This is a genomic window from Sporosarcina sp. FSL K6-1508, from assembly GCF_038007465.1.
GTDB lineage: Bacteria > Bacillota > Bacilli > Bacillales_A > Planococcaceae > Sporosarcina > Sporosarcina psychrophila_B.
This window is the reverse complement of the sequence record NZ_JBBOXF010000001.1, coordinates 1,050,415-1,063,264: the sequence shown is the minus strand read 5'-3', so window position 1 is coordinate 1,063,264 and position 12,850 is coordinate 1,050,415. Positions and strand designations below refer to the sequence as shown.

Annotated in this window: 9 protein-coding genes; 3 read left to right on the top strand and 6 right to left on the bottom strand. The window is 41.0% G+C overall.

The annotated features are described in order from the left end of the window. Positions 1 to 96 precede the first annotated feature (96 nt). Positions 97 to 1,458, top strand: coding sequence for an S-layer homology domain-containing protein (locus MKZ11_RS04935; RefSeq protein WP_340792900.1), 1,362 nt, complete (start codon positions 97 to 99; stop codon positions 1,456 to 1,458). 150 nt (positions 1,459 to 1,608) lie between these two features. On the opposite strand, the gene MKZ11_RS04930 is transcribed toward MKZ11_RS04935, so the two are convergent. The 6 genes from MKZ11_RS04930 to MKZ11_RS04905 form a co-directional block, all read right to left on the bottom strand. Further along, the gene (locus MKZ11_RS04930) at positions 1,609 to 1,941 is read right to left on the bottom strand and encodes a DUF378 domain-containing protein (RefSeq protein ID WP_340792899.1); all 333 of its coding nucleotides are present in this window, start codon (positions 1,939 to 1,941) and stop codon (positions 1,609 to 1,611) included. A 316-nt stretch (positions 1,942 to 2,257) separates the two neighbouring features. Continuing rightward, entirely contained in the window at positions 2,258 to 3,286 is a 1,029-nt protein-coding gene (splB, locus tag MKZ11_RS04925) for a spore photoproduct lyase (protein WP_340796920.1), read from the bottom strand. A 284-nt stretch (positions 3,287 to 3,570) separates the two neighbouring features. Beyond that, positions 3,571 to 6,720: a DEAD/DEAH box helicase gene (locus MKZ11_RS04920; RefSeq protein WP_340792898.1), complete on the bottom strand. Its 3,150-nt coding sequence runs from the start codon at positions 6,718 to 6,720 to the stop codon at positions 3,571 to 3,573. Then, positions 6,693 to 7,109: a (deoxy)nucleoside triphosphate pyrophosphohydrolase gene (locus MKZ11_RS04915; RefSeq protein ID WP_340796919.1), complete on the bottom strand. Its 417-nt coding sequence runs from the start codon at positions 7,107 to 7,109 to the stop codon at positions 6,693 to 6,695. The genes MKZ11_RS04920 and MKZ11_RS04915 overlap by 28 nt, the downstream gene beginning before the upstream one ends. 242 nt (positions 7,110 to 7,351) lie before the next feature. Beyond that, complete coding sequence (locus MKZ11_RS04910; protein WP_340792897.1) at positions 7,352 to 8,137, bottom strand: MerR family transcriptional regulator; 786 nt, start codon at positions 8,135 to 8,137, stop codon at positions 7,352 to 7,354. Positions 8,138 to 8,388: 251 nt separating this feature from the next. Then, positions 8,389 to 11,055: a DEAD/DEAH box helicase family protein gene (locus MKZ11_RS04905; RefSeq protein WP_340792896.1), complete on the bottom strand. Its 2,667-nt coding sequence runs from the start codon at positions 11,053 to 11,055 to the stop codon at positions 8,389 to 8,391. A 268-nt stretch (positions 11,056 to 11,323) separates the two neighbouring features. Between MKZ11_RS04905 and MKZ11_RS04900 the strand changes: the two genes are divergently transcribed. Both MKZ11_RS04900 and MKZ11_RS04895 read left to right on the top strand, forming a co-directional pair. Next, positions 11,324 to 11,833 (top strand): DUF2243 domain-containing protein, encoded by a 510-nt coding sequence (locus tag MKZ11_RS04900; protein ID WP_340792895.1) that lies wholly within the window; start codon positions 11,324 to 11,326, stop codon positions 11,831 to 11,833. Then, a complete protein-coding gene (locus tag MKZ11_RS04895) occupies positions 11,823 to 12,644 on the top strand; it encodes a cytochrome c oxidase assembly protein (protein ID WP_340792894.1) in 822 nt (273 codons plus the stop codon). The genes MKZ11_RS04900 and MKZ11_RS04895 overlap by 11 nt, the downstream gene beginning before the upstream one ends. Positions 12,645 to 12,850: the final 206 nt, after the last annotated feature.

Here is a 12,850-nt window from a genome sequence, read left to right as displayed (position 1 = left end):
CGCCAATCGATCTTGGTTTTTTCATACACCGAATTCTGACAATAATTGTTCTTTATAGTATACTTGGATAAAGACAGCCCCTAGGAGGTTTATATCTTGAAAAACAAACTAGCGTTTTTGTCCATGGCAATCCTGCTTTTCTTAGCTCTGCCTTTTCAAGCAAAGGCTGCTGACAATCAATTTCCCGACGTTAAGAACCATTGGGCACATGAAGAGATTATGTATTTGTATAACCATCACATCATCAGCGGCTATCCTGACGGGACATTTAAACCAAATGAACCCCTCACAAGAGCACAAGCGGCTACAATGCTCATCAAAGCATTGGATATCCCTTTGACGGTAAATACTTCCGTTCAATTTAAGGATGTTGCCAAAACGTCACCTAATTACGCGGTTTTAGCAACCGTACATGAAAAAGGAATTCTTCGCGGCGACAACGGCTTTATGCGCCCTGGCGAAACAACAACTCGCGCTCAAATGGCAGCGATTCTTCGCCGCTCATTTGAATTACCATTAGACACGCAAGCTACTTTCGTTGACGTCTCGCCTGCTCATTGGGCTTATCAAGACATTAACGGGATTGCAAAACAACGGATTGCAGGCGGGTCTAATGGAAGGTACATGCCTTCAGAATCTGTCACCCGTGCCCACTTTTCGGCATTTCTCGTTCGAGCATTAGATGACAATATGAAATTAGGCAAATATCATTCATATGTCAGCAACAAAGGAAAGACTGTCGAACAGAATGGTTCCATTTACACTATTAGTAAAGAAGATGATTTCAGATTTTATGTGACTAAAGAAAATCAAAAAACAGGTAAAAAAGATATGTTGTTGAACAACTTAGACATAAAGAAAGAAGATTACTTTCAAACCCTGTTATTGACCGGATTCCCCCTTATTTTGTATAACGAAGATATTTATATTCCTTACTGGCATTCTGTCGGAGAAATGAGCGAACTTCCAGCATCGTATGGATTGATGAAAGTACAGACAGATAGCCAAAACTTTGAATTCATGAGCCACCCTTCAGGTTATACGTTCCGAAACATGTATATTTGGAACGATCGAATCTTTTACACAAATGAAAAGAACAAAGAGCGTTATTTCGATTACACATTTGATGAAAACATTCCATTAGATGACCCGCTCGTGTTAATATCCACAGCTATGGATGGCAGTGATAAGAAAATAGAATTCAGATTCGATGCTCGCGTCATTTTCGATGACGTTGCATTTACACCAAAGCATATTAAAGTCAACCAAAACAATAAATCCGTAGCATTCGATCACTCCACAATGTACTACTTTAATAAAAAAGGAGTGTTCAAATATAGTTTGCTGGATCAGAAAACAAGCAAACTTTCGAACATCCTTGCCAAAGAAATGCGCGTCACTGCAACCCATATCGAAGTGATGGATCAAAAAGGGAAGAAGTATTCACTTAAAAAGTAAAGCGTTGATAATAAAAACAACATGCAAAGGATTTCCTCTGCATGTTGTTTTTTTAATGTAAGGTGCCTGGTGCTAAAACAACTCTGAATTGCTTTAGAACCAGGCACCTAATTTTTCATTTAAATGAATGTGGCTGTTTTTTTGTTGCGATCAGTCTGCATCATCCTTGCGATTCGCTTTTTTCATCTCAGCGTCCCGCTCTTTCCTGAAATCCGCCTCCTCGCCGAATTCTGTACCTAAATTAGGATTGGAGAAACGTGAATGCCGGTCGGTAACCGTGTCGATCTCTTCGCTAGGCTTAAACAACAGACCGAGACATAGCAGGGCACTTAACCCTACAAGACCATAGACCACCCTAGATAAGAATGCATCTTGACCACCAAATAATGTCGCAACTAAATCAAACTGAAAAAAACCGATCAAACCCCAGTTAAGTCCACCGATAATAACTAGAGCTAGCGCAATCCGTGAAAGCATACTCATACAATAACTCCTCCTTCGTATTCGTACTTATCTTCTACCAAAACCGATTTTTAATACATTATCTTTACAGCTGAAGAAGTCGGTTTCCAGAAACGATAAGTAAAAATTTTCGAATACTTCTATCAGCAGTTGCAGATTACCGATAAGTCTCGCGGGCTTAAGATCGGTGATTCCCCTTCATCGGATATTCTTGGCGGTGTTTAACTTTGGTCAGAAAACAGTTAGTTGAGTGTACAATAGACGGTGACTTATTCAATCCGCCGAGAAAAAGCGTAAAGCCCCAGTTCCCTCGGGCCCATACGCTTTTTTCGTTTGCTTAAGTAAAATACTCCAATTTCGCATTCGGAAAGTACTTTTCCATATAGCCGTATAAATACGATTTTATTTCATCCTCTTCGTCCTTTTGGTAAATATACTTACCGATTCCATACTTCCCCCATTTGTATCGCCTTTTATCTTCATCTAACTCCAATTTTGTCTTTGGGTAGTTCTTTTCAATTACTTTTTTTGCAGGCTTCGTAAATCGGTGTTGAATGAACTCAAATGTAATATCCTCTCTTGCATCTTGCGGCAATTCCTCGTCAAGTCGTTCGAACAAGTGGCGGTAGCCTTCCTCCCAGCCTTCATGAAGGTAAATGGGAGCAACGATAAAGCCTAGTGGATAACCGGCTCTTGCCACTTTCCCGGCAGCCTCGATTCTTTTATCCAGAGGAGAAGTGCCGGGCTCAAAATTCTTAATAACATAATCAGCGTTTACGCTAAATCTGAATCGCGTATTGCCATTATGCTTGGCATCCAATAAATGGTCTACAAAGTGAAATTTCGTTACAAAACGTAGCCTACCTAATTCCGTTTGACCAATATGTTCAATTGCTCTTTTTAATGAATGCGTCAAATGGTCAATTCCCACAATATCGGATGTACACGCAGCTTCGAATCGGGTAATTTCAGGTGCACGTTCTTCGATGTAGCGATCAGCCGCTTCAAAAATCTCCTCCACGTTAACGTAAGTTCGAATATAGGGTTTGCTGCCCATCGTCGTTTGCAAATAACAATAATGACAATGCCCCATACACCCTGTCGCAAGAGGGATTGCATATTCGGCTGACGGTTTGGACGTCTCGAATTTTAACGTTTTTCGAATTCCTACGACTAAGGTGGATTTCGCGATACGGTATTTTTGCGCGTCCGTATCACCCGGCAAATCCCGAATCTGATTATGTGATGTCGTAAAGCGCGTTTCAATCCCCATTTTCTCAAACTTTTCCTTCAGTTCTTTTCCAAGCGGATATTCAAGTGCATTGGGCTCAAAATAGACAAGCTGTGGTGTGAAGGGTTTATTCATACCACGAACTACGTAATCCATAATTATTATCCATAAGATCACCTTTCTCCTTTTTATATAGCTTGTCTTAAAAGTGAGAAGTTATGAAAACGGACTTAATTTCGGGTGTGTAGTCCTTACACTCAAACAATCCTAATGTACATACATTTACTTATAAATTTGAACGTTTCTAAAACATTTAAACCCTTATTTATTTTTGGTACCGTTCCTCTTTCACAAATTAAAATACTTGAATTACAACATCGTAATTATTTTCTTTCTTCGTAACCCACTTGCTCAATAAATCACAGGATATTCTTATTCGCACGTGGCACCAAGTTAGCTGGCATTGGCTCATTAAGTCGCCATACGAGACTGACTGGCTTGCTTCCTGAATGACTTACATAATTGGCAGTTCCAAGAAAGATAAACGGCGCTGTGTAACCTGATTCCGTTTTGTATTCCCTCACGAATAACGCTATTTTATTTCCTGTTTGTTGATGTTGCATATATCTTTGCGCTGTTGGACTTGTATCAGACGTTCGACTTTGAGATTGCCAATGAAACAGACGATCATTGATAGCATAGTCTTCATATAAGGTCGATGGTGAGAAATCTTTATCTGATTTATTTAGCGTAATAAAAAAGATATCTGTTTTTTCATCCGAGAAGTATTTCACCCCTTCACGAAATGCAGGACTTTTTTCGTTATTAAAATAACCGAAAGCCGCGAGAATTTGGTCTGTTGTATAATGTGCATGTACGCGAAGCGGTGAGATGAACTCAAATGGCGACTTTCTTTCAAGAAATCGTAAACTTTCAAAGCAAACTTCTAGAACTTGCTGAATTTCATTTTTCAATCGATCATTCGACAAAAGCGCTCGCAGTCCTTCATGCATGGAATTAAATCCAAAGTTTGCTGGTGGATTATTAAAGAAAGAGTAATAGAGCATGGCAACCATTCGATGCTGTTCTTCGCTGGTTATGTTTCCACTTTCCAAATAAGAACGATAAAACTTCAATAATTCCACAGAATCAAAATGAAATAACGTATGAATCCTTTTCATGACAACCATTTCAAAATCAGATGTAAAGTCAACTGCTATTCCCGCTTCAACCTTTAACCTTTCAAAAGTTCTATTTCTCCCTGTACCATAAAATTCAGCCAGGGTTAAGTGGTGGAAGCGCAGGAAATTGTGAAGCGTTAATGTTTTTCCCGAATCCTCTTCAAAATATTTTAACTTGGAGATTAGGTATTTCTTCGAATTCTTAGTTGCTTTTATATTCCGTAAGATATACTCTTTCGCTTGCTTCTCCATTTGAATAACGGAGCCTCTTGGTAAATGAAAGAAGCCATTTTCAACGTAATGGCGAATTGAATGATTTGTTCTTCCTACAAGTGCACGTAGCTTTTCTTCAAAGGGATAGTCTTTATGTGCTTGACCAACGAAATCAAGTACCGTAAGGCACTCTTTACCGTCAACAAGACGTAATCCACGTCCAAGTTGTTGTAAAAACACAGTTAGACTCTCAGTTGGTCGAAGAAATAAAACTGTGTTCAACTCCGGAATATCGATTCCTTCATTATATAAATCCACAACAAAAATGAAATTGATTTTGCCACTAATTAAATTCCGTTGAGCAGTCTGTCTTTCTTCAGGTGATGATTTCCCATGAAGGGCAATGGATGGAATGTTTTTTCGATTAAAATAGGATGCCATATACAGTGCATGCTCAACGGAAACACAAAAACCTAATCCCTTCACATCATCAAGTGATGTAACATACTTCTTTATGCTCTGGATGACAAGGTCGCTACGCCGGTGATTGGATGTATAAACATTTGTCAATTCCCCTATGTCGTAACCTTTTCTTGACCATTTAATCCCCGTCAAATCTACATTATCTGTAACACAAAAGTAATGAAATGGACTGAGTAATTTCCGATCAATGGCCTCGGTCAATCTCATTTCTGAAGCAATTCGATCATTGAAAAAGGTTAAAATATTTTCATTATCCATTCGTTCGGGCGTTGCCGTTAAACCTAACAATATGGTGGGATTGTAGTATTCCAATAACTTACGGTATGAAGGCGCAGTCGCATGGTGGAACTCATCTACTATAATAAAATCATAAAAGTCCTCATCCGTATTTCCTTTCATTTTTTTGCTGTTCCAGCTTTGGATACTCATAAATAGTTGATTAAATGTGGTCGGTTGATGAGTACCGACAAACATCTCACCAAAATTCGCATTTTTTAAGATAGCGCGAAATGTTATCATACTTTGTCGAAGAATTTCTTCACGATGTGCTATAAATAATAATTTTGCATCTGGCTTTTCCCGTAAAAAACGTTTAAAGTCAAATGCTGATATGACAGTTTTCCCAACCCCAGTAGCAGCTACAACAAGGTTTTTCATTTGCCCATGGATAACTCTCTCTGCTTCAAGTTCCTCTAATATCTCTCGTTGATAAAAATAGGGTTGAATATCAAAAATGTACTGTTCATTCTCTTCTGCTACTGCATCCTTCGTTAATGATTGACGTAACATTTTCCAATTTTCTTGTTCTTCATCAGCTAGTGATTTAAATTCTTCGTCATTCCAGTAACTTTCAAAAGTTGCTTCAAATTTACGTATAATATCGAAAGAATCTTTCTCTGTCACTTTCAAGTTCCATTCAAGACCAGACGTTAAGGCAGGATTTGATAAATTTGAAGATCCTATGTAAGCCGCACTAAATCCACTATTTCTTTTAAACAAGTACGCTTTTGCATGCAGGCGTGTCCGTTTTTTATCCAACGAAACTCTAATCTGAGTGTTAGGTAGTTTACTTAATTCTTCAAGCGCTTTAAAATCTGTTGCTTCCATATAAGATGTTGTTATAATTCGAAGTCGTCCGCCTCGTACCTCCGTAAATTCACGAAGTTCATTCAAAATAATACGAAGCCCCGACCATTTGATAAATGAAACGAGCCAATCAATTTCATCTGAAGAAGCAATTTCTTTTCTTAATTCTTCAAGCATGTTAGGCTCGGCGTGAGAACCTGTAAAAAGTGAACTTTGTGAAAGCGATGTTACCGGTCGTATTGGCTTCTCCTGTTTAATTGTGAGCATTGTGTTTATTTTCTTATGTACAGAAGTAAGTACCTCTGATTGTTCTTCAAGCTTTAAATCCGCAAATTCTTCGTCTTTGAGCCTATTGTTTAGAACTTGAATAATTTCATTGCACGTTTGAATTTGCTGAAGAATTGCATTGTCATCGCCTTGTTTGGCGTCTTCTCGAATATAGGAAAGTGCTTTTCGAGTGACTGCCGCTATGTAAGATGATAAGTAAACCCTTGCTTCTTCTACATCCATTTTCTCGGTCTCAATAGCATACAGGTCAGGGGATAACTGATCTAATTCAACACGAATCTTTTCATTAATTAATTGCTCGTAAATTCCTTCATGCATCGTGTCAACACCCTTTCTACTGCTGGAATATCGGCAGGTGCCCAGTTCAATGACGATAACTCTTCTCTCGAAATCCATCTTATTTCCGCATGTTCCGAAAGCATGGGGGTTCCAGAAATAACTTTCGACATAAACGTCTCTAGCCTCACGATAACTTTTTCATATTCATATGTCGTATCTTCAACTTGATCAAACACTTCAATCGTACAACCAAGCTCTTCTTGAATTTCTCGCAGTAAGGCCTCTTTTTTTGTTTCACCTTCTTCAATCTTGCCACCTGGAAACTCCCAGTAATTTGGCAAGGTCATTTCTGGTCCTCGAAGTGCACATAGGATTTTACCGGTTTCATTTTCTATAATTGCCCCAACAACATGTACTATTTTTTTGATTGTAATCACCTATTCTTAATCTTATTTTTCCAAAAATACCCAAAAGAATTATCTGTTAATATAAACAAATCATACCATATAGTTGCCATGGAAATATTTAATTTGAACGAGATCTACTTATCTATCCAATCTCCTACAATAGTTTTTCAAATCGCACTTTTTAGTAACGATTATCATGACTTTTATTCATTCAAAAAAGGATGAACTAAAAAGCTCATCCTCTTTATAATGCCCTAACCTATTCAATTCCCGCGCAAAGCCTCCCCAATATACTGATAAACCTCAGCATCCACACCAAACTGTAAGTCATTCCCCGGATTTTCGGCATGAAACTTCTCTGCCGCCTTGATGAATTCAGGGTCATTTTTCGGTGTGAACATGTCTACGAGTTCTTGCCATTGTTTGGCTAGGCGTTGAACGTTTAAGTCTGTTGCTGGGCTACCCTGTTGCATATGGTTGCGGATTTCATTCAGCACTGTTGTAAATTCTTGCTCCGCTTTTTTCATGGTTTCCGCATCCATGCTTTTATACTGCCCTTTCATGTTATCCAACTGTTCTTTGGTAAAATACTTTTCTTGATTCATTTTCATCGCTCCTAATAGTTTGATTAGATCCTTGGATTGCAAGGGTTGCTTATTGTGAATTAAAACTGAGACGTGTTCCAGCTCGTTTAAAAGGGTCTGCTGTATTCCAATGTCTTCTTTCAAACGTGCCATTTGGGTGAAGATTAATTCTGAGGCGCTGATGCTGTTGCTACCTGTTAGCACTAACTGCACCTCTTCTAATGACAAGCCCATTTGTTTTAGTGACTGGATTTGTTGTAGCCTTGCAAGATCCGCCTTGTTGTATAGCCTGTGCCCGGATTCGGAGTATTCAGATGGTGAAAATAATCCAATCTGGTCGTAGTATCGTAATGTTCTTACGGTTAACCCTGTTAACTTGGCAAGGTCTCCCACTTTCCACTGTTCTTTCATAGCCATCTCCTTTTTTTGCGCTAGCTGTTTACCGGTAAGTTCACTATAAATCATTACGTTGCGTAAGGTGCAAGCAGGAAAGCGATTTTCTTTTATTCCACTATCCAGTGAGTAAAAAAAGAACCAAATAAGGTACACTACTGCACCCTACTTGGTCCTTAATGAAAACCTCACTTCAGTATTACCTCGATTACTACTATTCTATAAACAAGTCCTATTAGTATAAGGAAACTTTTTATGAAGAAAATATTCAACTGTAATTGTTCTCATTTAGATCCCTTGCTACACGATCTCGTATCCCTCATCTATCGCCATCCACTGGTACGCTCCGCTTTCGGAACGAACTTAATTGACAACGCCTTCATCCTTGCTTCTAATAGTTGAAGCCGCCCCTCGGCAGTTCTTGTGTAGATGAAGTCCGCTTTTCCAACTCGGTGTGCCCATTCTTTTAAAAAGAAGTTCACGTATTCCTTTTTTTGCCCGATTACTTGGGGGATTGCATGATAATCAGTCCGTTTCCACAGCTTTCCGGCCTTTCGGATTAGAATGTATCGGGGGTTTTCTATTGGATCTAGCAATTCTTTCAATGCATTCATGAATACAGTCTTCTCCTGCGTCGTTCCTTCGTCAAGCCAACATGTATAGTAGCCTGAACCATCATGCGTTATTCGAATCATCCTTTTATGGAATGGTGTTGTAATTGCACCCGCATGATGCATGGACACATAAAGGGTTTCTGAGATTTCCTTCATGCTTGATTCTACAGAAGGGTGCTTGCTATACAATTTCACAGTCCTATAGAGGGAAGGCGCAGCGAATAGCAGTCCCAACGCTGCCGCTATTGTCATTCCTTCCTTAAACGAAAACACGCCAAGATTCCGAAAGAGATTGCTGAAGTCGAATACAGCTTCTAGAGCGATAAAGCCCGTGATCCAGGCCAGGCCCTTCAACGTGTTATCCAGATAGTATGGTCGTGGTAATGAACGTTTTTGCGCGACAATTTCTTCCGTCATTTCACGGCCATTGTCGATCGCCTTTTGCCATCGGTCGAAAAGCGTGTTCCTTTTGCCTGCACGTCGATGCATCTCACTATTCAACTCATCTACTTGTTCCGCAGTCACCGGGGGAGCCCCTGTCTCCAATCGCGCAATGCCCGTTTCAATGATAGCTCGTTTTGCACCAATGCCAATTAGCGAACGAAATCTTCTCGTCAAGTTTTCATAATCCGTTCCCACACCTGCATCATTCCTGTCTACACAAACAAGATGCCAGATAGAAGATGTTTTAGTAAGATCATGCCGATCTGTCCGAATCGCACGTCCGCGCATTTGGTTTGAAAGCATGAAGGAGCCGACATAGGACGCCATGATGAGTGAATTTATGCAAGGGGCATCCCATCCCTCCCCTAGAAGCGCAGCAGTTCCGGTCAGGACGTCGACGCCGCCCTTATTGAGTACTTCCGTCATCACTGCAACCATCTGCTGTCGATTGCCAGCACTTACTTCGATTCGGATAAAGGAGGCATCTGCCTCGAGCGGTGTCGTAACAACTTTCAATCCATGGGTTTTTGCCACCTCATCAAAAATCGACCAAGCACTTCCCGGCAAAACAACAATCGATCCCGTTAGGATACCAGGTTTAACTAAATGGCCAAGTTTTCTGCGCACCATTTCAAAAATTGGTACGACACCGAGGCGTGCAAATGGAAGCTCATCCTCCTCAGTTAACGGCATATCCGCAAGTCGAATGTAGTCCGTCAAAATAACCATGCGGAGTTGATCGCCCAGAACATTTTTTTCTGCTTTTACAATCTCTTCTATACTTTTCAACTTTGACGCACTATGTATGAGTGCCTTTTTTATGGACGCGTTTGAAAGTAGAACAACTTTACGACGCTCAACTGCACCAATACGAGTTAAGCGCATTCGTATGGACTTCAAGATTGTTTCTTTTCCCTCTAAGTGAAATAGCAGACCCGTAAGCAGCTCCTCAAGCCAAAGCAACGTCAACTCAGGCATCTGCCCTTCTTTCATTCCGATGATAGGTAGGGCATGCAAATACGCGGGTGAACCATTATTTTTCAAGAATAGTAGCATTGCAGAAAAAACTCCCGGGCTAGAAAGAATTTCTTCAACATGAGCTTCTGGTTCAGCAATCCATGGATGCTTTTCGAGATAAGCAAGAAACTCCTTATCCGCGTTTAATTGTTGGATAAACATATCTACGTCTTCACGGAATTCAAGAATTCGCATCATTTCATCTGCTTCAGGAATTGAATAGTGGATAAAGTCCTGATGTGGACAAAGCTCTGACGACTTCACAAGCTCTGGTACCGAAATTTCCAGATCAATCGGACCACACAAAGCAACATAGCGCTGCCATTCCGAAGCACTCACATCAAAAGGTGGGGTCGCAGTGAGTGCGACGACAACAGGTTCGACGAGCCGACTTTTCACTTCAATCATCGTCCGCCACCAAGATGTCCGTAGATGATGGGCTTCATCCAATACGAGTGTTCCAAAACCCATCTGCTCAAATCTACGGATAACCTCGTCGCTATTCCCAGTCACTCTGTCCTCAATCAATTCATCGTCAATCTGGTCCTCACCATCATTGTTTGATTTATCATTACGCCCACCAAATAGACTATGCAGCGACTGATATGTTGTCACGGTGACGAAGCCGGGCTCCTTTAAACTAGTCGATACCCAGACCGGTTTTTCGTTTCCTAGGAAAAGCTCGGTAAACCGCTCAACCCATTGCTCTCTAATTGCCACGGTCGGCACCACGATGAGTGTCGGTTGGTCAAGCCGAAGCATTACTTCGAGACCAAGGACCGTTTTCCCTGATCCCGGTGGCGCTACAAGATGAAGATGGCCATTCAAAAGATGACCATCCAGCTCGTTTAGTATCCTTCTTTGATAAGAACGCCACTCATAACAGAATTGGATGCCTTCCGGAAATCGCTCCATGTTTTTCACTCCTTAAAAACAGCATGTCTTTCATAACCTGTCCATTGTCCTTATAGTCAAATGATACCAAACAAAAGCACACTTCTACATGTTAGCTGATTGCTATTTCCATAGAGTCTTACTATACCCAGAAACTATTACCAAGCAGGCACAGGGAAACTACGGCATCCGGTGACTAGCATCAGACAATTTCCCCACGCCGTTTACCACCATCCCCTTGCGGATATACTTGGAAAAGCACTAACTTCTTTAGATGGAGGAAGACATTATGAAGACCCTACAGAATAAGCAAGCATATTCCACGAACAAAGTAACGTTTGCACGCCGAAATCTTTGGTCAGGTATCTTGTTCGGATTAGGTTTTGTTGCTTTTCTTGACGAAACCTTGTTTCACCAATTGCTTCATTGGCATAAATTTTACGACATATCGACGGTTGCGGTCGGTCTTGTTTCAGATGGGCTCTTTCACGCATTTAGTTGGTTCGCGACCGTCGGGGGGCTATTCTTACTTGCCGACCTGCGCCGGCATCACGCTTTGTGGCATAAGATGTGGTGGGGAGGAAAATTGTTGGGCGCCGGGATTTTCCAACTCTATGACGGGACAATCCAGCATAAGATCATGCGCATCCACCAGATCCGATACAATGTGGATATTTTGCCGTATGATCTTGTATGGAATATTACCGCAGCCATTATGATTGGCGCCGGTATCGCCTTAACCATCCAAGCCAAAAGCGATCAACGTAAAGGGAAAGGAGCGTTTTCTCATGCATCATGAGCCAAGCAATCATGCTTCCTTTCTCTTTACCGATCTGTTTTTTGGAATTTCGGCATTGCTTGCAATTGGATTTTACATCGGAGCTGTTTTAGTAACCAATCAACGGGGGCACCTTCGTAAATGGTCATTGCTACGTACGTCTTCCTTTGTTACAGGCGTGCTCTTTGCAGCCGCCGCAGTGGTCGGCCCACTCTCTCGTCAATCCTATGCCGATTTCACGGCTCACATGATGGGTCACCTACTTCTGGGCATGCTCGCTCCGCTTCTTATCGCGCTCGCAGCACCTATGACATTACTATTGCGTACACTAAACGTTCATGTTGCAAGAAAACTTAGCCGTCTGTTACAAAGACACCCAATCCGTTTTTTCACCCATCCTATTGTCGCCTCAATCTTGAACATCGGAGGGTTATGGCTTATCTATACAACCAATCTTTATGCAGCGATGCATACAAATCTGTTGCTCCATGTCTTCATTCACATTCATGTCTTCATCGCCGGCTATTTTTTCACAATTTCTTTACTCTACATCGATCCCGTTTCCCACCGTTTAAGTTTCCCATACAGAACTACCGTCTTCATCCTAGCCCTTGCCGGTCATGGTATCCTGTCAAAATTCATCTACGCATACCCACCGGAAGGCATTCCGGAAGAACAGGCAAGAACTGGCGCATTGCTGATGTATTACGGAGGCGATGCAGTCGATCTGCTACTGATCTTTATCCTTTTTAGGCAGTGGTATAAATTTGGTCGCCCACGCGCCGGCGCAAAAAGCATTCTTCCTAATAAAAATCAACCGATGAAAGTATAAATCTTGATATTGCGAATGAAGTAATGCGAAATAAAATCGGTTTTTCGGGTTGCCACGAAAAGAGTTCCGATTAAGATGAAATAGAAATGTCCTAGTGGAAATTCACTATATATGTTGAAATAAAGAATCCCATTGAATCTACTGTGACACTCAATAAAAGAGGGTTGTAATTCGGGATATGGATTGTAGAACACTTGGCGCTAGGG

Bases quoted from the DNA above. Each gene is read 5' to 3' on its own strand.
- MKZ11_RS04930 (WP_340792899.1), bottom strand. From the start codon at position 1,941: ATGAGTATGCTTTCACGGATTGCGCTAGCTCTAGTTATTATCGGTGGA.
- splB (WP_340796920.1), bottom strand. From the start codon at position 3,286: ATGAATAAACCCTTCACACCACAGCTTGTCTATTTTGAGCCCAATGCA.
- MKZ11_RS04910 (WP_340792897.1), bottom strand. From the start codon at position 8,137: ATGATTTATAGTGAACTTACCGGTAAACAGCTAGCGCAAAAAAAGGAG.
- MKZ11_RS04905 (WP_340792896.1), bottom strand. From the start codon at position 11,055: ATGGAGCGATTTCCGGAAGGCATCCAATTCTGTTATGAGTGGCGTTCT.
- MKZ11_RS04900 (WP_340792895.1), top strand. From the start codon at position 11,324: ATGAAGACCCTACAGAATAAGCAAGCATATTCCACGAACAAAGTAACG.
- MKZ11_RS04895 (WP_340792894.1), top strand. From the start codon at position 11,823: ATGCATCATGAGCCAAGCAATCATGCTTCCTTTCTCTTTACCGATCTG.
- MKZ11_RS04920 (WP_340792898.1), bottom strand. From the start codon at position 6,720: ATGCATGAAGGAATTTACGAGCAATTAATTAATGAAAAGATTCGTGTT.